The organism is Cognatundibacterium griseum, assembly GCF_014284195.1.
Taxonomy (GTDB): Bacteria; Pseudomonadota; Gammaproteobacteria; order Burkholderiales; family Burkholderiaceae_D; genus Undibacterium; species Undibacterium griseum.
This window is the reverse complement of sequence record NZ_JACOGC010000001.1, coordinates 166947-190294: the sequence shown is the minus strand read 5'-3', so window position 1 is coordinate 190294 and position 23348 is coordinate 166947. Positions and strand designations below refer to the sequence as shown.

Genomic DNA, 23348 nt, shown 5'->3' with positions numbered 1-23348 from the left:
ACAAGCTCCCGCTACCCTACACCGTCTCTGACAGAAAGCAGACCGTCATGACCGCCAGACAAGCCCCCGATCTGAAAACCGTCTTAATTGCCAGCGGCCTGGTGCTGACACTGGCCATGGGGGTGCGGCACGGTTTCGGTTTCTGGCTGCAGCCGATTTCCCAGGCGCACGGCTGGACCCGCGAAACCTATTCGATGGCACAGGCTCTGCAAAATCTGCTGTGGGGTGCGTTCGGACCGTTTGCCGGCATTGCCGTTGATAAATTCGGCACCAGCCGCATCGTTATTTTTGGCGCCATCATGTATGCAGCGGGCCTGCTCTGGATGGCGCTGATTAACGATCCGGTGCTGTTTGTCATCGGCTCCGGCGTTCTGCTTGGCGCTGCGCTGGCCTGTACTGCATTCGGCGCAGTCAGCGGCATTATCGGCCGCACCGCGCCGGCGGAAAAACGTTCCTGGGCATTCGGCATTTCTTCTGCGGCCAGCTCGTTCGGGCAATTTGTCATGATGCCGGTAGAACAGCAGCTGATCACGCATTCCGGCTGGCAAACGGCGTTTTATCTGCTGGCGGCGTTGCTGTTGCTGGTCATGCTGCCGATGGCTTGGAAGCTGCGCGAGCCGGACATCACCCATCATCACGGCCCCCAGCAAAGCATCCGTGAAGCCATTCACGAAGCCTTTTCCCACCGGCCGTTTCTGTTGCTGGTCGCCGGTTATTTTGTATGCGGATTCCAGGTGGTGTTCATCGGCGTCCACATGCCGGCCTACCTGAAAGACAAAGGCATCATGGACCCGAACGTGGCAGTTTCTGCGCTGGCGCTGATCGGCCTGTTCAATATTTTCGGCTCTTACTATGCAGGCAAACTCGGCGGCCTGCTGCCGAAACGTTATCTGCTGTCATCGATCTACATCAGCCGCAGCGTGGTGATCGGCCTGTTCTTGCTGGCGCCGCTGTCGTCGTATTCGGTCTATGTATTTGCCGCCGCCATGGGCGTACTGTGGCTGTCCACCGTGCCGCTGACCAATGGCGTGATTGCCGGGATTTTTGGTCTCAAATACCTGTCGATGTTGTCCGGTTTCGTTTTTTTCTCACATCAGGTCGGCAGCTTTCTCGGTGTATGGCTGGGCGGCTACATCTATACCCGCATGGGCAACTATGATTTCGTCTGGGGCATTACGCTGGCACTCGGTATTTTTGCCGCGCTGATCAATCTGCCGATCAATGAAAACCCGATCACGCGCAAGCAGGCGCTGGCAGCCTGATATGACGCCATTACGCCAGAAACTGCGATCCGCGCTGCTGCTGGCACTGCTGGCTGCAGTGCTGGTCATCACGTTCCTGGCCTACCAACAACCTGCTTTCATCCTCGATCTCGCCAACCGCTTTGTGCTGTGCTGATGCAGACTCGGCCGGCCGCGCTATCGCTGCCGGATCACCTGAAATAAGCGGTGTATCCAATCGCAATGTGGTAAATCATCGATATTTTATGAAAAATTTTTTTCATAAAATAAAGTCTGATGCTATTCTTTTCAGTCTCATCGACTCTACCCGTGATCCTCATGAACAAACCACTGCTCATGCTGCTGTGTTCGGCACTGGCAATACAATCCAGTTCCGCTGCAGATCAGGCCGCTTCTCCTGTCTCCGCCAATTCCGCTACCGCTTCACCATCCCGGCTCAAAACCGCGCTGGCAGTCAATCCGGTGCTGGCGGCCAGCACTCTGCCTTACGAACTGCCGCCCTTCGACAAAATTCATAACGAAGACTATGCGCCGGCCTTTACCGAAGCCATCCGGCTGCATGTCAGTGAAATCAACGCGATCGCTCACAATCCGGCACCGGCAACCTTTGACAATACGCTGGTAGCGCTGGAGCGCTCCGGTCAGGTTCTGGCGCGTGTCAGCGCCCTGTTCTTCAACCAGATCGGCACCAACACCAACCCGGCGCTCGAAGCGCTGTCCGCCACGCTGGCGCCGCAACTGGCTGCGCATCAGGACTTCATTTCGCTCAATGCCCGTTTATTCAAACGCATCAGCAGCGTCATGGCGCAAAAACAGAAGCTGTCCCTCGATCCTGAATCAGCACGTCTGCTGGATCGTTATTACACCGATTTCGTCCGTGCCGGTGCAAAACTGCCGGACGCAGACAAGCAGAAACTGAAAGCCATGAATGCGGAGCTGGCCAGCCTCGGCACACGTTTCAGCCAGAATGTGCTGAAAGAAACCAATGCCGGAGCCGTGGTGGTGGATGATGCGCAACAGCTGGCCGGATTGTCGGAAGGCGAAATCAATACCGCTGCCGCAGCGGCCAAAGCCAAGGGGATGGACGGTAAATACCTGATTCCGCTGATGAACACCACCGGCCAGCCTTATCTGGCGAGCCTGAAAAACCGCGCCCTGCGGCAACGTCTGTATGAGGCCTCCATCCGGCGCGGCAGCCAGGGTGGCGCATCGGATAACCGTGCCGTCGCAATCCAGCTGGCAAAGCTGCGCGCAGAACGCGCCAGACTGCTGGGCTATCCCAATTACGCGGCTTACGGGCTGGAAGACGAAACCGCCAAAACCACCGGCGCAGTCAATCAGATGCTGAAAGAGCTGGCACCGGCAGCCGTTGCGAATGCCAGAAACGAAGCAGCTGAACTGCAAAAAATGATTGATGCGGAAAACGGTGGTTTCCAGCTTGCCGCCTGGGACTGGGCGTATTACACCGAGCAATTGCGCACGGCGAAATACGCGTTTGACGACAACCAGCTGCGCCCGTATTTTGAGCTGAATAACGTGTTGCAGCAGGGTGTGTTCTTTGCGGCCAGCAAGCTGTACGGCATTCAGTTCAAGGAGCGTAAAGACCTGCCGGTATATCACCCCAGCGTGCGCATCTTTGAAATTTTCGATGCCGACGGCCAGTCCATGGCGCTGTTCATCGCCGATATGTATGCGCGCGACAACAAGCGCGGCGGCGCATGGATGAATTCTTATGTGGAACAATCCGCCCTGCTGGGTAAAAAACCGGTGATCGCGAATCATCTCAATATCCCGCAGCCACCGGCCGGCGAGCCGACACTGCTGACGCCGGATGAAGTGAAAACCGCTTTCCATGAATTCGGTCACGCATTGCATGGCCTGTTTTCCCATGTCCGCTACCCGCGTTTTTCCGGCACCAATGTGCCGCGCGATTTTGTCGAATACCCATCCCAGGTCAACGAGATGTGGGCCACCTGGCCTGAAGTCCTGAAAAATTATGCGAAACACTACCAGACCGGTCAGGTGATTCCGCAGGAACTGGTCGACAAAATCACGGCCAGCCATCAGTTCAACCAGGGCTTCACCACCACTGAATATCTGGCGGCTTCCCTGCTTGATCAACGCTGGCATCAACTGACACCGGAACAGATTCCGGCAGATGCCTTAGCGTTTGAAAAAACGGCGCTGCAGGAAGCTGGTGTCGATTTTGCGCCGGTGCCGCCACGTTATCGCAGCACTTATTTCTCCCATATTTTCGGTGGCGGTTATGCGGCCGGTTACTACGCTTATCTGTGGAGCGAAGTGCTGGATGCCGAGTCGGTGGAATGGTTCCGCGAGCACGGCGGGCTGACGCGCCAGAATGGCGACTGGTTCCGCCAGCAATTGCTGTCCCGCGGCGGCAGTATCGATCCGATGGATTCTTTCCGCCAGTTCCGTGGCCGTGATCCGCAAATCACCCCGCTGCTGAAGCGGCGTGGCCTGATGCCAGTCACCGTGACACACTGAGTTCGATGACAAGAGCCTGCTCACGCAGGCTCCAAAAAACAAACAGGGAGGACGCCATAACAGCGCCCTCCCTGTTTTTATTGATGCGATCTGAAACGAATTATTCCAGTTTCCAGACGAAATCCACTTTGGCCCATACCTGATCCGGCTTACCGTCTTTGGTGCCGGGTTTGAATTTGCACTGACTCAGGGCTGTGAGTGCCGCCTTATCCAGACTCTTGGAGCCGCTGGATTTCTCGACCTTGGAATCCATCACTTTACCGTCCGTTCCGACCAGAAATCCCATCGTCACTGTACCGGTTTCTTCGTTCATCAGCGCCGCTTTCGGGTACTTAGGCGGATCGCAGGACTTATTGTCCATGACCGGAGCGGTTTCTGCCGCCATGACGGATACCGCTGCAGTCATGAGTAATGTGGATATTAATAAAGAAGGTGAAAATTTCATCATCATGTCTTTTCTGGTGAAAATAAATTAGTTTCGATTAATCGTATTCAGATCAGTAACCATCCATACCGGTGAATCCCGCTGTATGGCCTGTGGCAGGAGTATCACGTCTGTCAGAACTCTTCCCAGCCATCGTCGGAAGCAGTCGGCTGCGGCGCCGCTTTTTTGCTCGCCGGTTTCGCTGCAGGTAAAGACTTTGCCGGGCTCACTCTGGATTTTGGTTTCACGACCTTTGCCACCGGTTCGATCCTGAGCGGCGGGGCAACAGGTGCGGTCTGCGCAGCAGGCGCTGCCGGTTTGAACAGATGGTGCTCATTCGCGTCCAGTCTGAATACGCTGACCACATTCGCCAGCTCTGCCGCCTGATCCTGCAAACTCTGTGCCGCTGCTGCTGCCTGTTCCACCAGCGCCGCATTTTGCTGGGTCACGCCATCCATTTCAATGATTGCATGGTTGACCTGCTCAATCCCGACACTCTGCTCCTGGCTGGCCGCAGTGATTTCAGCAATGATATCGGTGACATGCTTGACGCTGCTGACCACCTGATCAATCGTCACACCGGCCTGCCCGACCAGTTTAGTGCCGATCTCGACTTTTTCAACAGAAGTATCGATCAGTGTTTTGATTTCCTTCGCGGCGGCTGCGCTGCGCTGCGCCAGATTGCGCACCTCTGCTGCCACCACCGCAAAACCTCGGCCCTGCTCACCGGCACGTGCGGCTTCCACCGCGGCATTCAGTGCAAGAATATTGGTCTGGAACGCGATGCCGTCAATCACGCTGATGATATCCACGATCTTTTTCGAGGATTCGTTGATCGCACCCATCGTATCAACCACCTGCGCCACAACCACACCACCCTGACGGGCGACTTCCGAGGCAGATGCTGCCAGCTGGTTTGCTTCGCGTGCGTTATCTGCGTTCTGCTTGACCGTCGTAGTCAGTTCACGCATGGACGAAGTGGTTTTTTCCAGCGAGCTGGCCTGTTGCTCAGTGCGGGAAGACAAATCCAGATTGCCGGTCGCAATTTCGCTGGATGCTGTTGCAATCGTGTCGGTGCCGGAGCGAACCTGAGAAACGATATTCACCAGACTGTCACGCATGTTTTTCATTTCATAAATCAGGCTGGACTGATCACCGGAAGTGACATCGATCGGCGCAGTCAGTTCACCGGCAGCAATCTGGCCAGCGATCTGTGCCGCATAATCCGGCTCGCCGCCCAGTTGTTTCAGCAAGCTGCGGCTGATGTAAAACGCCGCGGTAATACCGCCTGCCAGCGCCAGCCCACCCAGGATCAGCATCATCGTGGTGGCGGCCTTGAACGCAGAATTCGCTTCTTCGGCGACCTGCGCATTGAGTTTGTCTTCCAGAGTGACCAGCTCATCGAGCGCATCCAGCCAGCTTTGCTGCACCGGACGGACTTTTTTAATCAGCGTGATGGTCGCGACTTCCGGATTATTCGCCAGCCCCAGTTCCTGGGCTTTCGCCGGCAGTGAAGCAGCAGCGACCTCACGCTCTTTCAGCTTGTCGAGCAATGCTTTTTTACCGTTGGAGGAAGCCGCTTCGGTCAGGGCCAGTTTCTGCAGCTTGTCGTTGGCTTCGGCATATTTCTTGGACTGGTCGGCAATTTTCGCCAGGTCCTTTTCCATATCGGCGGCGTCATTGAGCAAAGTCAGGTTACGCAGCGAAACCATGCGGTCATACACGATCGCCCGCATATCCAGCACCAGGCGGGTTTCCACATTGCTGACACTGACGATGTTGTCGAGTCGCCCCTGAATCTGCGCCATGCGCACAACACCGACGGCAGTCAGTGCAATCAGGAATACCAGAACCAGAGCAAAACCCAGCCCCAGACGTTTGCTGACGGTCATTTTGGATAAATTCATTTACGTGTCGGGTCTGAAAAAAGAGTTAAAACAAAAAAGCGGCGATGCTGCTGCACTTTTACCTGAGCCCCCTGCCCGGCTTTAACATCACACCGTGACGGAGCAATCGATCAATTTGTAACTGCAAGTGACAAATATACTGTAATTTTGCTTCATAGCAATGGCTTTTTTATGGAATTTCACTCTCACGAACCCTGTTTTTCCAATGAGAGCAGGTAATCATTGTCTCGCGTCGTATTCAAAAATAAATGCCTGTTTTTTAAGCAAATAAATTATCCCCTGCGATCTTTCCCGTCCACTGAACTTTCTTTGTTTTTCGCTGTGTTTTTCAGCGCGCATCAGGCTTTCATTTTTCTTTTGATGTCCGGCATCATGGTTTTGATATAGATTGCGCTTATCTGGATGCTAACCTTAAAAATCGCCGGGAATCCGCGTCATCTGCGATTTCACAACGGTATTTCACGATTATTTTCATTCGGAATTTCCATGTCTGACCCGATCCGTTATTTTTTTAAGCATCAAATCCACGAAATCCGGGATTTGCCGGTCACCCGCACCCTGCTGCAACACCTGCGCGAAGACCTGCATTGCACCGGCACCAAGGAAGGCTGCGCGGAAGGAGATTGCGGGGCCTGCACCGTCGTGACGGCGGAATTGCATCAGGGTCAGGTCCGCATGAAATCGGTCAACGCCTGCCTGCAGTTATTATCGTCGTTGGATGGCAAGGCCATTTTTACCGTTGAAGATCTGCAGCAGGGTCAGTCCCTGCATCCGGTGCAGCAGGCGATGGTCGAATGCCATGCGTCACAATGCGGTTTCTGCACGCCGGGGTTCGTGATGTCCTTATGGGATCTGTATTTGCGGCGAACTGAAGACAGTGCGCCCTTGCAGCGGCAGGACATCAATCAGGCACTGTCAGGCAACCTGTGCCGCTGCACGGGCTACCGGCCGATCATTGATGCGGCTTACCGCATGGAAGAATTACCGCATCAGCATTTTGATGCACAACCCGTCACGACCGCGCTGCACCAGCTGGAACACGGCGACACCTTTTGCTATACCCATCAGGACCAGCATTTTTTTGCCCCGCGCTCACTGGAAGCGCTGCTCGCGCTGCGTCAGCAATATCCTGATGCCTGCCTGCTGGCCGGTGGCACCGATATCGGCTTGTGGGTCACCAAGCAATTCCGCCAGCTCGGACATCTGATTTATCTGGGGCAAGTCGCCGAACTCCGGTCGCTCAAAGCGGATACACACTGGCTGAGCATTGGCGCCGCCGTCACGCTGGATGACGCATACCGCGCGCTGTGCAACTATTACCCGGCAGAACTCGGCGAGCTGCAGCAGCGCTTTGCCTCGCTGCCGATCCGTCATGCCGGAACGCTGGGCGGCAATGTTGCCAACGGTTCGCCGATCGGGGATTCCATGCCCTGGCTGATTGCACTCGGCAGTCAGGTAATCCTGCACGGTCAGCAGGGCGAACGTGCACTGGCGCTGGAAGATTTTTATCTGGGGTATCAGCAGAAAGACCTGCGGCCAGACGAAGTGGTGACGGCAATCCGGGTACCTTTGCCTGTCAGCAAGCAGATTTTCCGCACCTATAAACTGACGAAGCGGTTTGATCAGGATATCTCTGCCGTCTGCGCCGCGTTCTGCGCAACGCTGGAAGACGGCAGGCTGCATCAGGTGCGGATTGCATTCGGCGGCATGGCAGCCACACCAAAGCGGGCCGCAAAAACCGAAGCCGTCCTGAATCAGGCGCTCTGGAATGAGGACAGCGTGCTTCAGGCAATGCAGGCACTGGCCGCAGATTACACACCGTTGTCGGATATGCGTGCTTCTGCAGAATACCGCCTGCAGGCAGCGCAAAACCTGCTGCGCCGCTTCTGGCTGGAAACCAGGCCGGAGAATCCGTTGTCAGCACATGCCCTGCAGGTATCGGCCACAGAAAGCAGGGAGCAACCGGTATGAGCCAGACAACCAAGCTCTCCTCGGCAACAGAGCAGGAATGGGCAGAAGCGGGCCGCCCGCATCCCCATGAATCCGCCGTGCTGCACGTCTGCGGCAGCGCCAACTACACCGATGATCTGCCAGAACTGCAAGGCACGCTGCACGCTGCACTGGGGCTGTCTGCCCAGGCGCATGCGGTAATCGGCACTATGAATCTGGAGCGTGTGCGGCAGGCTCCGGGCGTGGTTGCCGTATTCACCGCCGCTGATTTTCCCGGCGATAATCAGTGTGGTCCCATCATCAGGGACGATCCGATTCTGGCAACGGAAAAAGTGCATTACGCAGGACAACCCGTGTTTGCGGTGGTTGCACACTCGCACGAGCAGGCGCGCCGGGCGGCGCGTCTGGCAGACATCACCTATCATCCTTTGCCCGCCCTGTTACATGCGCGGGAGGCCGATGCTGCCGGCAGCTATGTGCTGCCGCCAATGCACTTGCAACGTGGCGACCCGGAGGCGGCACTTGAACAGGCGCCATTACGCCTGCGCGGTCAGTGGCAGGTCGGCGGTCAGGAACAGTTCTATCTGGAAGGACAGATTGCCTATGCCATGCCGGCAGAAGGCGAAGGGATGCATGTTGTCTGCTCGACCCAGCATCCCAGCGAAATGCAGCATGTGATCGCCCATGCGCTTGGACTGGCTTCGCATGCGGTGCGGGTTGAATGCCGGCGCATGGGCGGCGGTTTTGGCGGCAAGGAATCGCAATCCGCCCTGTGGGCCGGGGTTGCCGCTCTGTGCGCACATCATTTGCGCCGTCCGGTCAAACTGCGGGCAGACCGGGATGACGACATGCTGGTCACCGGCAAGCGGCATGACTTCCATTACGATTACGATGTCGGTTTCAATGCCGGCGGGCGCATTCTTGCGGCCCGTATCGGCATGATTGCGCGGGCGGGTTTCTCCGCCGACTTATCCGGCCCGGTTGCAACGCGGGCGGTGTGCCACGTGGACAATGCGTATTACTTGTCCGATGTCGATATCCGTGCAGTTTGCGCCAGAACCAATACGCAGTCGAATACCGCATTCCGCGGCTTCGGCGGACCACAGGGTGCGATTCTGATTGAATATGTGATGGATGAAATCGCCCGTCAGCTTGGCATGGATCCGCTGGATGTGCGCAAACATAATTTCTACGGCCGTCATGATGAAGAAGGCCGCAACATCACGCATTATGGCCAGAAAGTGACAGATAACGTGATCCACGAACTGGTCGCCGAACTGGAAAGCAGCAGCGATTACCGGCAGCGGCGCACGGCGATTGCGGCATTTAATGCGACCAGCCCGGTTCTCAAAAAAGGTCTGGCGCTGACACCGCACAAGTTCGGTATCGCGTTTAACGTCACGCATCTGAATCAGGCTGGCGCACTGGTGCATGTGTATCTGGATGGCTCGGTCAGCGTGAACCACGGCGGTACGGAAATGGGACAGGGACTGCATACCAAAGTTGCGCAGGTGGTGGCACATGAGCTGGGCATCCCTTTGTCTGCGGTGCGCGTCAGCGCCACCGACACCGGCAAGATCGCCAACACCTCGGCCACCGCCGCCTCGACCGGTGCGGACCTGAATGGCAAGGCAGCGCAGGATGCCGCGCGCCAGATCAGGCAAAGACTGGCGCAGCTGGCGGCGAACCGGTTTGGCGGCATGCCGGATCAGGTCCGTTTTCATGCCGGCACAGTTGTGTGCAATGAGCAGCGGTGCAGCTTTCAGGAACTGGTGCAGCAAGCCTACCTGGCACGGGTGCAGCTCTGGTCCGACGGCTTTTACGCCACCCCGGATCTGCACTGGGATGGCAAGACCATGACCGGACATCCCTTCTCTTATTATGCTTACGGTGCAGCGGTATCCGAAGTGATCGTCGACACGCTGACCGGCGAGTGGAAGCTGCTGCGGGCCGATATTCTGTACGACGCCGGGCAATCGCTGAATCCGGCGATCGATCAGGGCCAGATCGAGGGCGCCTTCATACAGGGCATGGGCTGGCTGACCACCGAGGAACTGGTGTGGAACAACCAGGGCAAACTCACCACGCATGCACCGTCAACCTATAAAATTCCGGCCATCTCCGATTGCCCTGCCGATTTTCGTGTGAAGCTGTTTGCCAATTGCAATGTCACTGACAGCATTCACCGCTCAAAAGCCGTCGGCGAGCCGCCATTGCTGTTACCCTTTTCGGTATTTTTCGCCATCCGTGATGCCATCGCCAGCGTATCGGCGCACCGGCGCAGCCCGCCGCTGACCGCACCCGCCACGGCGGAATCCATTCTGCGGGCAATCCATGCCGTGCAGACTGCCGAATGAACTCTGAAACAATACACGCCTTATGACCATTACCGCCGCCTTCCGCGCCAGCATCCTGTATTTCACGGATGACCCCGCCTGCAATCCCGATGCCATGCGCTGGCACAGCGACGGACTATTACTGCTCAGCGGTGAAAAAATCGCTGCCGCGGGCGACTACCACCTGCTCAAAACACAGCTGCCACCTGAATTGACCGTCAGCCACTGGCCCGGAAAAATCCTCTGTCCGGGGTTCATCGACACCCATGTGCATTACCCGCAAACCGACATGATCGCCTCCCCTGCCCCCGGCCTGCTGCCGTGGCTGGAGACCTACACCTTTCCGACCGAACGCCGGTTTCAGGACAGCGCGCATGCGCATGAAGTGGCCGGCTTTTTTCTGGATGAACTGCTGCGCAACGGCACCACCACCGCCATGGTGTACGGCACAGTCCATCCGGAATCTGCCGATGCCTTATTTACCCAGAGCGAACAAAGAAATCTGCGCATGGTGGCAGGCAAGGTAATGATGGACCGGCATTGCCCGGATTTTTTGCAAGATACGGCAGAAACCGGTGCCCGCGACAGCGAAGCGCTGATCCGGAAATGGCACGGACGCGGCCGTCAGCTGTATGCGATCACCCCGCGCTTCGCACCGACCTCCAGCGAACGGCAGCTGGCACTGGCAGGTGAACTGGCCAACCAGTATCCCGACACATTTATCCAGACCCACGTGGCGGAAAATAAAGACGAATGTCACTGGGCACGTTCGCTGTTTCCCAAAGCGCGCAGCTATCTCGATATCTACGACCAGTGCGGCCTGATGCGACCCCGAGCCATGTATGCACATTGCATCTGGCTGGACGAAACTGACCGGCAGCGCATGGCAGAAACCCAATCCGCCATCGCACTGTGCCCGACTTCCAATCTGTTTCTGGGCAGCGGTCTGTTTCATTTTGAACCCACCATCGCAGCGAAAATCCCGCTGTCCATCGCCACCGACGTCGGCGGCGGCACATCCTTTTCCATGCTCCAGACAATGAATGAAACATACAAAATCGCCCGTATGGGAGGCCATTACCTGCCCGCTGCATCCATGTTCTATCTGGCGACTTCAGGTGCAGCACGCGCCATGCAGCTGGAAAATACGATCGGCAGTTTCACTCCCGGCAACGAAGCCGACTTCATCGTGATCGACCCGCAGGCAACACCTTTACTCCAGCGCCGCAGCCAGCATCTGAACTCACTGGAAGAACAATTATTCGTACTGGCGATGCTGGGGGATGACCGGTGTATTGCCCTGACTTATGCTGCGGGCAAACCGGTAATCCGGCATAAAAACACCGGTTAATCAGTCATAAAAAAAGCCCGGAAATTTCCGGGCTTTTTTTATCAGTCCAGTCAGGGCACTTGATACCCTGACTTTCCTTACACAACCGATCAGAACTTGTGGTTGTATTCCACAGCCAGTCGTACATTGCGTGGTGCAGTGTAAGAGATCGTGCGGCCATAAGTTGGAGAAACAGTTGTTGCATCCAAGTTGTAAGTTTCATCGATTGTCTGGATAGTCTGTTTGTTAAACAGGTTAAACACGTCAATCTTGAACGCTACACCTTTCAGTGCTTCTGGTTTGTATGCCAGGTTCATGTCAACTTTGAAGTCCCATGGCAGATTACCGACAGAACCACGTGGCGATGGCAATTCATTGCAGTAGTGGTAAGCAGAACCGTAGTCAGGGAAGCCTGGATCATTGTTTTGCAATGCTTGTGGGTATGTACCCAGGCAGTTCTTCGGACGGCCGGCTGCCAGCAACAGATTCGCACCGATTGTCCACTCTTTGTTCAGATCATAGAAACCGAATGCTTTGATCTGATGAGTACGGTCGTTAGGCAGCAAACCGTTTGCAAATTGCATGATCTCGTAGTGATCCCATGTCTGAGTCGCAGAAACGTCAGTCTGAGCTACGTCCGACAATGTCTGACCTTCAGTGTTACCTTTGCTGCGGGACCATGTGTAGTTGATCTTGCCGTACCAGCCATTGCGATATGGATGCTCCAGGAAAACGTCGAACGCTGTGTAGTTACGTTCAGCTTTTTCGAAGCCCAGATCAGCCGCGCTCAGGTCAACACGGGTCAGGTTTTTACCTGTGTTTGCAAAGTCAACCATGAAGGAGTTGGCTTCACCCGGATTGAAGGATGCGCAGTTAAATCCGCCCCAGTTGGATGTATCCACATTGTGTGCCGCTGCCCACTTGTCAAACGGACGCTGATCGCAGAAGTCGTCGATTGTGGAACGCAGTTTACGATAAGTGAATTTCGCACCGAAGTTCAGGCTTGGAGAATATGCCTTTTCAAAACCCAGTGTGATTTCATCCTGCATATTTGGCTTCATATCCAGAGCGGCAACAGTTGCTGCCAGCTTGGCCTGACCAAACTCGTTGTCCGGAGACAGAATACCTGTAATTGGATTCAGACCAGTCGGCGTACCTGTCACTGGATCTACACCGGTGTAGGTGTAGTATTGACGGATGTATGTCGAGCGGCTGGCACCACGAACAGCGAGGTGAGTCGGGATAGGCACACTGTAACGACCCAAGCTACCGAATACCTTCGTCGAAGAATCGCCGTTTACGTCCCATGCTGCAGACAGACGTGGCTGGAGCTGACGATTGATTTCCAGGAAGGTTTCGCCGTCACCGTTTTTGTTTTTGTAGCCTTCATTACGCAGACCTGCGGTTACCAAAATATCTTTAGTCACCTGATAACGGTCTTCGATGTATTGCGCTGTCTGGTCGGAATAAGCAGTCGTTGCATCGCTGAAAATCTGCTTACGGACATAGTAACCCTGTGTACCGTAGCCACCGCCGTTTGCCACGATCACACCTTGCTGACCGGTCAATGTAATACCGGTTGTCGGTGTTTTCGTTTTGGAGTATGTCCAGATACCGCCACCGGCTGTCATATCACCAGCATTCAGAGAGGTATTCTTATTGCTGTCCAGACCACCACGGATTGTGTGCTGACCGATCTTGTATTCCAGATCCAGACGGAAGGACTTCACTTCATCCTTGGCGCCAGCTGGCAATACGAAGCCGGTCAACGCTTGTGGATTGGTGTAAGTCAGACCTGGCACACGGGCAGAAATAGGTGCGCTGACCTGATACAAAGCCTGGCTGACGTCATAGCCGTCCCAGCTGTTTTTGTGCTCGGAAGTGCTCTTACCAGCCAATGCTGTCAAAGTCAGGTCGGAAGTCAGATTACCGGTATATTTCAGCATCTGGATATTGGCACCGGTCGATGGTGTCACGTTATCCACGTTCTGATAATGACCGCGGCTGACTACCACGCCATTGTTTTGGCCAGTTGCATAGTTATAGCCAGACAGATTGACGTCAGACTTCGGTGTGTCGCCGATCAGTGTCAGCTCCAGACGATGGTCGTCTGTGATATTCCAGTCAAATTTACCCATGTAGCGCTGAACATCATCGCTTTGCTGGGTGTAACCGTTTTTACCTACAGAAGCGCTGGCTGTGCTGCTGTTAACAAAATTGGAATCGGTTTTTGTGTCTTCCACTGCAACAAACATGAACAGTTTGTCCTGGATGATAGGACCACCGACATATGCACCCAGACGCTTTTCAGTCACGGTATTGCCGCTGCGGCGCAAATACAATGTGCCATCAGTCGAGGCATTTTCCGGAGCGCCAGTACGTGGATAATAGATATCCAGCGGAGTGGAGCGCAGTGCGTTCGGGTTGATACTGAAAGTCGCACCCATTTCCCAGTTATTGGTACCGCTCTTGGTCGTGATATTCATCACACCACCAACGGAACGGCCGAATTCAGCACCGAAACCACCTGTCAGAATCTGCGCCTGGCCGATCGCACCGAATGGCAATTCGGAAGAGCCAAGCTGTGTCAGCGGATTCACGACTGGGAAGCCGTTGATGTAATAGGAGTTTTCAGATGCGCCACCGCCGCCGAAACTGGCGCCGCCAGCATAACGGGAGTCCGCTTTTGTTGTATTAGGTGCCAGCTGAATAATACCTGCAACAGACTGGGCAACCGGGATTTTTGCCAGTTCTTTGGCGGTGAATGTTGCACCGTTAGACGCATTCGATACGTCGATACGGGTACGGCGTGCAGACACTTCAACGGATTGAACGCCAGAAGCCACGGCGCCGAAATCGGCCTCCACACCCTGACCTGCCAGTACGTCGAACTCTGTCGTACCCAGAGTGGCACTATCTTTCATCAGAGTTGCTTTGTAGTGACCTGCTGGCAACGCAGTCGCCTGGAATTTTCCTGTTGCATCTACAGCAACATTACGTGTCAGGTTGGTATCTGCATTCTTGATTACAACAGAAGTTGCAGAACCGACAGAAACTTTACCATACACGGTACCAACAGCATTGGACTGCGCCATAACTTCCGGCGTATATCCAAAACCGACCACACCAACACCAAATGCCAGTGTCAATGCACGGGCAACCAGCGTCTTTTTAAATACAAGATTTTTTTTAGACATGTGAGTTCCTAAGTATCCAAATCAACAAAATGCAACATCGAAACAATCGGCGACTGGTTCTTTGCAGCTTGTTTTGTGTATCACAGCCTGATTTCTGAATTTTTTGTAAAGCTTGCATTCAGTCAACCGGCGGTCATACATAGACCAACACCTCGATAAATATTTTTGGCAAATGTCTATGACATTGATGCAATGCTTATTATTTGATTCATGTAAATAAGTTCTTCTCACTGAACTTATTCATGTAAATTTATTCGCCAAAAAATATTAATCGCCATGGAACCATCCAGACAGAGGTAGTGTCAATGAAGGTTTTTTCAAATTTCCCTAAAAAACAACACAAGTTTTTGCCCCCGTTTCCGCCTCTTAAAGATCGCCCTTCTTTTGTGCAAAGCAATATAAAACTATTTATAAAATTCTCTTTTTATTAGGGCTGCATTTTATTTTTCGATGCGGTCTATTTAGCGAAATAATCTATTTTTGTTTATCTAAATACCAAAGATTGATTCTTTTAATTTTCATTTTATGAAAATTATTTTCCAACAAAAAATCCACTTCTTAATAAAAAAAGTTCTTTGCGCACCATTTTGAGGCAAATATATATTTGCATCATTTTGTAAAAAAACCACGATTAATCACGGAATTTCTGTTGCGAATCAGTCATATTTCCACAAGGCAAGTCAATAAATCATTATTTTTATACTCTGGTCGTTGCGTGTTTGCTGCAAATATCATGGGACATTGTTGTGGTCTGTATTAGTCATTTTTATGTGACTTTTTGTATCACAGACAGTGATTCTCAAAAATTTCCAGGCCATCACAAATGATAACAATTCTCATTTATAATTCATCTGCGGCAGTTTGAAAACTTCACCGGCCATGTTCGCTGGTAAGCGGCAAAAGACTTAGCCGACTGTCCGCCATGCAATCCTTTCTCTGTTCACTTCAGCCAGCCTCGTTCCAGCCACGGGAAAACAGAACCTTTGTATTCGTCTGACTGGAGTCTCAATGAAATTTACTTATCACGGAATGCGTCAGGCACGCATTCCTTCCGGCCTGCATGGCCGCTTATTATTGCCGTGTCTGCTTGGTATGGGCAGTTGGAGCGCGGCATCCGCCACGACCGTCACGAGCATGGATGCAGCGTCTCCAGTAGAAGTGGTCATTACCGGTGCCACGCAAAAAACAGGCAGCTATGCCGAACGCAACAGCGGCTCCGCCACCCGGCTCGACCTGAGTCTGCGCGAAACGCCGCAATCGGTCAGTGTGCTGACGCGCGAACGGCTCGACGATTTTCATCTGTCCAGCGTGAACGAGGCGCTGGCCGGTACCACCGGAGTGACGGTGGAAAAAGTCGAAAGCGATCGCATTTATTACACCGCACGCGGTTACGACATCACCAACTTTCAATACGACGGGCTCGGCATTCCCTTCGTGTTCGGCAATGTGTACGGCGATCTGGATACCGCACTGTACGGACGCATCGACATCGTGCGCGGCGCCAACGGGCTGATGTCGCCGACCGGTAATCCGTCCGCCACGGTGAACTTCATCCGTAAGCGTCCAACCAATGCACTGCGCGCATCGGCTGCGCTGACGCTGGGTTCGTGGAATACGCGACGCATCGATGCCGATATTTCTTCCAGTCTGAACGACAGCAACACCGTTGCCGGCCGGGTGGTGCTGGCGCATCAGGAAGGTGATTCTTATCTGAGCCGCTACCAGCCTTCCAAAGACGTCGCTTACGGCGTCCTGGAATTCCGGCCCGATGCGCAGAATCGCATCAGCATCGGCAATGTATATCAGCGCAGTGCAGGTAAGGGCGGCATGTGGGGTGCATTGCCGCTGTATTTCAGCGACGGCAGTCCGGTCAACTTTGATGTGTCGGCCAGCACATCAGCCGGCTGGTCGCGCTGGGTAACCGACACGCAGCAGACCTTTATCGATTACACGCATGATTTTTCCGGCGACTGGCAAACCCGTTTCGCATACAGCGACAATACGGTGAGCACCGACGGCCGCCTGTTGTACGTGTACGGCACACCGGATCGGCGCAGCGGCAGCGGTTTGTTCAGCTATCCGTCGCTGTATGACGCGCATAATCATCAGCAATTGCTGGACTGGACGATCAGCGGAAATTTCATGCTGGCAGGTCGCCGTCACGATCTTGCTGCAGGCGTGTCGTGGTCGCGCTCGGTACTTGACGATCTCTCACATTATGGTCGCGGCATAGGCACGCCTATGCCGCTGCAGACGGTGCTGGACGGCAGCTATCCCATGCCGGCTTTCGATACTTCCACCGACGGCAGCCATTATCTCGACAAGCGCCAGACTCTGTACGCCGTCAGCCGTTTCAATCTGCGAGACGATCTGAAATGGTTACTCGGCTGGAATACAACACATGCAGAATCCAATGGCATGGCTTATGGCGTCAGTCAGAACAAATCAGCGACGCGCAGCACACCTTACACCGGGCTGGTGTACGACCTCACGCCGCATTGGTCAGCTTATGCCAGCTACACCGGCATCTTCACGCCGCAAAATCAGACCGACATCAGCGGACGCATGCTGGCACCATTACTGGGCAAAGCCGGTGAAGCCGGCATCAAGGGCGAACTGTTGGATAAACGTCTGCAAGTGTCAGCGGCGGTATTTTCCATTCGTCAGGACAATGCGGCCGAACAGGCCGGCATGATCGCCAACCGCACTTACTACCGCGGGATTGATACGCTTTCGCGCGGTGTTGAATTAGAACTGAATGGTCAACTGAGCAGCAACCTGCAACTGAGCGCCGGCTATACCTGGATGCAGCTGGAAAATCCGGATGGCAGCGAGGCCAAAACCTATCTGCCGCGCCAGCTGATCCGCGCGGCTGCCAGCTACCGTGTGTCAGCGGTGCCCGGTTTGCGCGTGGGGGCCGGCATCAACTGGCAAAGTGCCATCTGGCGCGATCAGGGTGGCGGCGTGGTGACGCGCCAGTCTTCATACGCGCGGGTTGATGCGATGCTGCATTACGATCTGGATGAACGCACCAGCCTGACCTTCAATCTGAGTAATCTGGGTAACCAGAAATACCTGACCAGCCTTTACTGGAGCCAGGCGTATTACGGCGCACCACGTCATGCCAGCGTGACGCTGAACTGGAGATACTGAGATGCCGGCGTTGCGCCCGTGGCTGGTCAGGCTGCATCGCTGGTTCGGCCTGGGTGCCGCCTTGTTTCTCGCGATTGCCGGACTGACAGGCGCCGTCATTGCCTGGGATCATGAAATCGACGCCTGGCTCAATCCCGGATTTTACCGGAGTGCGGCGGTCGCTCATCAGCGTATTCTGAGCGGGGCCGAACTGGCTGACATAATCATGCAGCGGCATCCGGATCTGCATGTGCGTTATGTCTCGCAGGCGGCCGAACCCGGACACAGCAACATCATGTTCGTCGATCCGGCCGATCCGGCGCGGCCGCTGGGCTACAACCAGATAGCCGTCAATCCGTATAGCGGCGACATACAGGCGCGACGTATCTGGGGTGCGTTGCAGATAGATCGTCTGCATTTGCTGCCATTTGTGTACCGGCTGCATTACAGTCTGCATCTGCCCGAAATGGGTGGCTTCGATACCGGTATCTGGCTGATGGGGCTGACGGGAATAGTGTGGAGTCTGGATTGTTTTATCGCTTTATGGCTGGCTTTCCCTCATTGGCGACAGTGGCGTAAATCGCTGGCTTTCCGCTGGCAATCCGGTAGCTACAAGCTCGTGTTTGATCTGCATCGTTCCGGTGGTGTCTGGCTATGGGGACTGTTGCTGGTGCTGGCATTGACATCGGTGTCGATGAATCTGAATGCACAGGTAATGCGCCCTTTGGTGAACTGGTTTTCACCGCTCACACCGCGCATTGCTGAGCAACGAGCATTGCCGTCATTTCCTGCCAATACGGCGCAACCACTCAGCATGGGCCGCGCTGTCGAGTTGGCGCAAGCTGAAGCTGCACGGCGCGGCTGGTCGCTGCCGGTAGGCGGTATTTTTTGGATGACGGCGCAACAAGCTTACGGCGTTGGTTTTTTCTCACCCGGTCAGGATCATGGTCAGGGACCATTCGGGAATAGCTGGCTATATCTGGATGCACTCAGCGGTGAGGTAGTCGGTGCGGAAATCGCCGGTCAAGGCAGCACCGGCGATTTATTCATGCAAACCCAATTCCCTTTGCATTCCGGTCGTATTCTGGGCACTGGCGGGCGCGTGCTGGTCAGCGTGCTGGGATTGGCAGTCTTTGGCTTCAGCCTGACGGGATTCTGGATTTGGCTTAAAAAACGGACAGGACGTAAATTCATGCGACGGTCATTGAACAGTCTCTAAACAAAAACCCCGATCCGCAGAACAACGAATCGGGGTTTTCATTTTTTTCCCAAAACAGGTAAAGGCAACAACTGTCGGAAATATCAAAAACAGCCGCTTCCCGAAGGGGTTTTATTTTGCCGCTTCTGCCGGTGCAGCCGCTTTGACTTCCGGCTCTTTAAACTTTGCGCCGCCGGCATTGGCCATGTGGACTACAGCGCGTGCAACTTCGACGTCGTCCAGGTCAGGATTGCCGCCTTTGGCTGGCATGGCGTTAAAACCTTTGAGGGCGTGCTCAACCACTTTGTCGTAACCTTGCGCAATGCGCGGACCCCAGGCGCCGGCATCGCCGAATTTCGGTGCGCCTGCGGCGCCGGTATCGTGGCAGGCGGAGCAGACCATTTTGTACACGGCTTCACCTGCCTGCAGCTGTTTCGGACCGCTGGCATCTTTAAACGTGAAACCTTCATCAGCAACCGGGTGAATACGGGCAGCAATCGCTTCCGGTGTCTGCGCGGTGGAACCTGCGCCGACTTTCTTGTCATTGGTCACGTATTGCACCAATAAGACAATCGCAATGATGGGGACTAAAAACCCGGCAAGAACTGCAACGATGAGTTGCTTCGGTGTCTTGATCGCTGATTCGTGTTCGTCGTGCGCGTCGCTCATGTTTTCCTCGTTGCAAATGAAATAGTTATTCCGGTTGCCATCCAGCGCTGCTATCAAGCTGGCATCAAAGCTTCTGATTATAGAGCGAAAGGCTGACATTTGGCACGAAAAGCGGTGTTTCTGTGATGTTTCTATGATCAGTATCAGTAGTTGCGCGCTGGCGATGCGACAAAAAGTGATACGGGTTTCATGAGTCCGGCAGGAATTTAGGGTAGAATGTCGCGCTTCGCAGTCATTTGCACGCGCCAGTAGCTCAGTTGGATAGAGTACAGCCCTCCGAAGGCTGGGGTCGCACGTTCGATTCGTGTCTGGCGCACCATTCTTTCCCCGATTTCTCCTAGTTCACTCCCGTCTCTTCTCCGTGGAGGAATGCACAACGCTCCCGCGTCACGCTGTCCGGTTTCTGTTAAATATATTTAATTTGGCCTGATTTCAGGGGTTGTTGAGCCCGATTCGCTGCTTTTGTCTCCCGATTGTCACAAAACCGGCAAATTTAGCAGGTAAAATTTTCTGCATGCATTTTCCTGCGAACTCCTTTCTGTCTGCTGTATATGGCATTGCCCGGTATCTGTGTGTGCTGGTGACTCTGGCACAGGGGGCTGTTTGCGCAGCCGAACTGACGGTGGTCACGGAAAGCCTGCCACCGCTGAATTACAAAGAAAACGGTAACGCCACCGGCTACTCGGTGGAGATTGTCGAAGCTGTATTGAAGGAAGCCAGGATTCAGGCGCCGATTGAGGTCATGCCCTGGGCCAGGGCTTACCAGATGGCGCTGACCCAGCCGAACACCTTGATTTTTTCCATCACCCGTCTGCAGGATCGCGATGCGCTGTTTGAGTGGATCGGCCCGATCAGTTCGCGCCAGATTTTTTTATATAAGCTGAAATCTCGTAAAGATATCCAGATCAGGAACATGGCGGACGCAGCGGCTTACAAGGTTGGGCTGGTGCGGGAAATGGCGTCCACCAAGGAATTCCTGCGCACGACCACCTTCCCGGAAAGCGGGGTTGATTATGCGCCGACGGTGGAATCCAATATCAAAAAATTCCTGATGGGGCGGGTCGATCTGATTGTGTCGCAGGACTGGAGCGCCGCGTATCTGATGAAGATGGAAGGGCGCAAGCCGGACGAGCTGGAGCCGGTGCTGCTGCTGGACGGTGCGAACAGCTATTATCTGGCGATGCAGAAGCAGAGCGACCCCGCGCTGGTGCAGCGTATCCGCCGTGCTTTCGCCAAAGTCCAGCAATCGGGGCTGCTGGAAAAACTGCGGCTCAAATACATGCGCTGAAACTGAGGCGAAGCATACACAGCCGCTGCGGACAAGGTCAGTCATGACAAAATCGGGCAACCAGTAGCCGGGAATTTTGCCGTCAAAACCAGATACTCCCCTATTTTTATTCAAAAACCGGCTGGATGTCGACGAAAATAAAGGGGTATTTAAAATACTCCCCCGGAGTATAAAAACGGATCAGTCAAGCCGGTGACGCAGGCTGACCGGTTTCAGAACAAACCCAGCTGCTGCTCGGCAACCGTATCCTCCAGCCGGATACCGACCCCAAGCAGGCGCACCGGCATCTGGCGACGCTGAAAAGCGGTTTCCAGCAATTGCCGGTAGACCCCGGCATCCAGCGCATGGCCCACGCATTCCGCGGTCGTGACCTTGAAATCGGCAAAGCGGATTTTGACGTACAGTTTATGGATCTGTTCACCCGCACCGGCGCGCGCGGTACGCTGCGTCAGCGCGTCCAGCAGCGGCGGCAGCTTCGCCAGACAGGTATCGAGATCGGGCAGATCGCGCACATAGGTTTCCTCTACGCTGACCGACTTGCGTTCACTGCTGGCATGCACCTCGCGCCGGTCTATCCCGCGGCATAACTGGTACAGGCTGTTGCCCAGCTTGCCAAAATGGCGCAGCAGGTCGGGCAAGGACCACGGCAGTAAATCGCAGCAATCATGGATGCCCATGCCGTGCAGTTTGGCGGCCGTGACTTTACCGACGCCGAATAAACGGCTCACCGGTAATGCGGCGACAAAACCGGCCACCTGTTCCGGCAGGACCACATACAGGCCATCCGGCTTATTCCAGTCGCTGGCGATTTTGGCGAGAAACTTGTTCGGCGCAACACCTGCCGATGCGGTGATGCCGACGGTTGCCGCAATCCTGGCGCGGATATCCTGCGCAATCAGGGTGGCGCTGCCGTGGTGGTGCGTGGCGCGGCTCACGTCGAGATAGGCCTCATCCAGCGACAGCGGCTCCACCAGATCGGTGTAGTAGCGGTAAATCGCCAGAATCTGGCGCGAAGCCGTGCGGTATTTTTCCATCGACGGCGGCAGGATGATCAGCTCAGGACAACACCTGACCGCCTGCGACATCGGCATGGCGGAGCGCACGCCAAAACGCCGGGCTTCGTAATTGCAGGTCGCCACGACACCGCGCTGGTCCGGCCTGCCCCCTACCGCCAGCGGCCTGCCGCGCAGGGATGGGTCGTCCCGCATCTCGATGGATGCGTAAAAACAATCGCAATCGCAATGAATGATTTTTTTTAAGGGCAGCGTCACTTCTTCACCCGCTCAGCACCGTCGCTATCCGGCATTCCATTCCAGCGAGACGGCATGGTGCGGCCTGCAGCAGGCGCTCCGCCCGGCCCTGACTGTCAGCCGGGCGCATTTTCCATGTTTACCGCACCTGTTGGTCAAGCCATCCGCCAAGAAAATACTGTACACAATATCAGTATAATGGAATCCGGCTCCCGCTGCTGATTTTATGACCGGCAACACCCGGAATTTCTGTGCAGGCTATCGGCACAACGAGTCCCCAGATTGTTCCGGCTTGACGTAAAATTCAATCGTTTTTATTTACTAATTTTTCATCATGCCTTCATTGACTACCCGCCTCTCCTCTCCGCAGCGCGGCACTTTGCGCAGTGCCTTTTCCAGTGCCATCCTGGGTCTGACGCTGTGCCTGGGGCTGATGACTGGCCATGCCCGGGCCGATGTCGCCCGCCCTTACGATGAAAGCGCCGACGCCCATGCCGCTATCCAGCAGGCATTGCAGGAAGCACAGACTCAGAAGAAAAAAGTGCTGGTGATTTTCGGCGCGAACTGGTGCAAGGATTGTCTGGAACTGAATAAATCCATGCAGGGCCAGAGCGCCGCGCTGATCGCCGGTAAATTCGTGGTGGTGAAAGTCGATGTCGGCCAGTTCGACAAAAACATGGATCTGTCCGTCGGTTACGGCAATCCGACCAAGAAAGGCATTCCGGCCGCAGTGGTGCTGCAGGCCGACAACAGCGTGCTGTATGCCACCAAGGGCGGTGAATTATCGAATGCGCGCAGAATGAGCGAACAGGGTGTGTATGATTTCTTTAACCAGATCATCACCCGGCATCAGTAATCCGGAACAAAACCCGGTGTCTGCCACCGGCAGCGCCGGACCGCGCTGCCTGCGCATTATCAGCC

The 23348-nt window shown here is 54.9% G+C and carries 15 protein-coding genes and 1 tRNA gene; 11 read left to right on the top strand and 5 right to left on the bottom strand.

The features are described 5' to 3' along the window. The first annotated feature begins 47 nt into the window (after positions 1-47). The 3 genes from H8K27_RS00765 (at position 48) to H8K27_RS00760 (ending at position 3746) form a co-directional block, all read left to right on the top strand. Positions 48-1262 (top strand): MFS transporter, encoded by a 1215-nt coding sequence (locus H8K27_RS00765; protein WP_186861333.1) that lies wholly within the window; start codon positions 48-50, stop codon positions 1260-1262. A gap of 1 nt (position 1263) precedes the next feature. Next, a complete protein-coding gene (locus tag H8K27_RS16600; RefSeq protein WP_268976610.1) occupies positions 1264-1398 on the top strand; it encodes a hypothetical protein in 135 nt (44 codons plus the stop codon). Between the two features lie 161 nt (positions 1399-1559). Beyond that, complete coding sequence (locus H8K27_RS00760) at positions 1560-3746, top strand: M3 family metallopeptidase (protein ID WP_186861332.1); 2187 nt, start codon at positions 1560-1562, stop codon at positions 3744-3746. A gap of 100 nt (positions 3747-3846) precedes the next feature. Here the strand turns inward: H8K27_RS00760 and H8K27_RS00755 are convergent, their stop codons facing one another. Both H8K27_RS00755 and H8K27_RS00750 read right to left on the bottom strand, forming a co-directional pair. Then, positions 3847-4194: an energy transducer TonB gene (locus tag H8K27_RS00755; RefSeq protein WP_186861982.1), complete on the bottom strand. Its 348-nt coding sequence runs from the start codon at positions 4192-4194 to the stop codon at positions 3847-3849. A gap of 110 nt (positions 4195-4304) precedes the next feature. Then, positions 4305-6077, bottom strand: coding sequence for a methyl-accepting chemotaxis protein (locus tag H8K27_RS00750; RefSeq protein WP_230418790.1), 1773 nt, complete (start codon positions 6075-6077; stop codon positions 4305-4307). 486 nt (positions 6078-6563) lie between these two features. Here H8K27_RS00750 and xdhA point away from each other — a divergent pair, with 486 nt between their 5' ends. The 3 genes from xdhA to guaD are packed head-to-tail and all read left to right on the top strand — an operon-like array spanning position 6564 to position 11714. Beyond that, the gene (gene xdhA, locus H8K27_RS00745) at positions 6564-8048 is read left to right on the top strand and encodes a xanthine dehydrogenase small subunit (RefSeq protein ID WP_186861331.1); all 1485 of its coding nucleotides are present in this window, start codon (positions 6564-6566) and stop codon (positions 8046-8048) included. Continuing rightward, positions 8045-10384, top strand: a complete 2340-nt coding sequence (xdhB, locus tag H8K27_RS00740) for a xanthine dehydrogenase molybdopterin binding subunit (protein WP_186861330.1) — start codon at positions 8045-8047, stop codon at positions 10382-10384. The genes xdhA and xdhB overlap by 4 nt, the downstream gene beginning before the upstream one ends. Before the next feature lie 22 nt (positions 10385-10406). Beyond that, the gene (gene guaD / locus H8K27_RS00735) at positions 10407-11714 is read left to right on the top strand and encodes a guanine deaminase (RefSeq protein WP_186861329.1); all 1308 of its coding nucleotides are present in this window, start codon (positions 10407-10409) and stop codon (positions 11712-11714) included. An 89-nt stretch (positions 11715-11803) separates the two neighbouring features. Here guaD and H8K27_RS00730 read toward each other — a convergent pair whose 3' ends face one another. Next, entirely contained in the window at positions 11804-14890 is a 3087-nt protein-coding gene (locus tag H8K27_RS00730; RefSeq protein ID WP_186861328.1) for a TonB-dependent receptor, read from the bottom strand. A 1008-nt stretch (positions 14891-15898) separates the two neighbouring features. On the opposite strand from H8K27_RS00730, the gene H8K27_RS00725 reads away from it, so the two are divergent. Continuing rightward, complete coding sequence (locus tag H8K27_RS00725) at positions 15899-18043, top strand: TonB-dependent siderophore receptor (protein ID WP_186861327.1); 2145 nt, start codon at positions 15899-15901, stop codon at positions 18041-18043. A gap of 1 nt (position 18044) precedes the next feature. After that, complete coding sequence (locus H8K27_RS00720; protein WP_186861326.1) at positions 18045-19241, top strand: PepSY-associated TM helix domain-containing protein; 1197 nt, start codon at positions 18045-18047, stop codon at positions 19239-19241. Positions 19242-19352: 111 nt separating this feature from the next. On the opposite strand, the gene H8K27_RS00715 is transcribed toward H8K27_RS00720, so the two are convergent. After that, on the bottom strand, positions 19353-19889 hold the full coding sequence (locus H8K27_RS00715; protein ID WP_186861325.1) for a c-type cytochrome: 537 nt from the start codon (positions 19887-19889) through the stop codon (positions 19353-19355). Positions 19890-20131: 242 nt separating this feature from the next. Here H8K27_RS00715 and H8K27_RS00710 point away from each other — a divergent pair. After that, a tRNA-Arg gene (locus H8K27_RS00710) sits at positions 20132-20208 on the top strand. A 195-nt stretch (positions 20209-20403) separates the two neighbouring features. Further along, complete coding sequence (locus tag H8K27_RS00705) at positions 20404-21177, top strand: substrate-binding periplasmic protein (RefSeq protein ID WP_186861324.1); 774 nt, start codon at positions 20404-20406, stop codon at positions 21175-21177. A 212-nt stretch (positions 21178-21389) separates the two neighbouring features. Here the strand turns inward: H8K27_RS00705 and dinB are convergent, their stop codons facing one another. Beyond that, a complete protein-coding gene (dinB, locus tag H8K27_RS00700) occupies positions 21390-22448 on the bottom strand; it encodes a DNA polymerase IV (protein WP_186861323.1) in 1059 nt (352 codons plus the stop codon). 313 nt (positions 22449-22761) lie between these two features. Between dinB and H8K27_RS00695 the strand changes: the two genes are divergently transcribed. Next, entirely contained in the window at positions 22762-23283 is a 522-nt protein-coding gene (locus H8K27_RS00695) for a thioredoxin family protein (protein WP_230418782.1), read from the top strand. The last annotated feature ends 65 nt before the right edge of the window (positions 23284-23348 follow it).

Excerpts from the sequence above, each read along its gene's own strand:
- H8K27_RS00765 (WP_186861333.1), top strand. The coding sequence starts at position 48 with ATGACCGCCAGACAAGCCCCCGATCTGAAAACCGTCTTAATTGCCAGC.
- H8K27_RS16600 (WP_268976610.1), top strand. The coding sequence starts at position 1,264 with ATGACGCCATTACGCCAGAAACTGCGATCCGCGCTGCTGCTGGCACTG.
- H8K27_RS00760 (WP_186861332.1), top strand. The coding sequence starts at position 1,560 with ATGAACAAACCACTGCTCATGCTGCTGTGTTCGGCACTGGCAATACAA.
- H8K27_RS00755 (WP_186861982.1), bottom strand. The coding sequence starts at position 4,194 with ATGATGAAATTTTCACCTTCTTTATTAATATCCACATTACTCATGACT.
- H8K27_RS00750 (WP_230418790.1), bottom strand. The coding sequence starts at position 6,077 with ATGAATTTATCCAAAATGACCGTCAGCAAACGTCTGGGGCTGGGTTTT.
- xdhA (WP_186861331.1), top strand. The coding sequence starts at position 6,564 with ATGTCTGACCCGATCCGTTATTTTTTTAAGCATCAAATCCACGAAATC.
- xdhB (WP_186861330.1), top strand. The coding sequence starts at position 8,045 with ATGAGCCAGACAACCAAGCTCTCCTCGGCAACAGAGCAGGAATGGGCA.
- guaD (WP_186861329.1), top strand. The coding sequence starts at position 10,407 with ATGACCATTACCGCCGCCTTCCGCGCCAGCATCCTGTATTTCACGGAT.
- H8K27_RS00730 (WP_186861328.1), bottom strand. The coding sequence starts at position 14,890 with ATGTCTAAAAAAAATCTTGTATTTAAAAAGACGCTGGTTGCCCGTGCA.
- H8K27_RS00725 (WP_186861327.1), top strand. The coding sequence starts at position 15,899 with ATGAAATTTACTTATCACGGAATGCGTCAGGCACGCATTCCTTCCGGC.
- H8K27_RS00720 (WP_186861326.1), top strand. The coding sequence starts at position 18,045 with ATGCCGGCGTTGCGCCCGTGGCTGGTCAGGCTGCATCGCTGGTTCGGC.
- H8K27_RS00715 (WP_186861325.1), bottom strand. The coding sequence starts at position 19,889 with ATGAGCGACGCGCACGACGAACACGAATCAGCGATCAAGACACCGAAG.
- H8K27_RS00705 (WP_186861324.1), top strand. The coding sequence starts at position 20,404 with ATGCATTTTCCTGCGAACTCCTTTCTGTCTGCTGTATATGGCATTGCC.
- H8K27_RS00695 (WP_230418782.1), top strand. The coding sequence starts at position 22,762 with ATGCCTTCATTGACTACCCGCCTCTCCTCTCCGCAGCGCGGCACTTTG.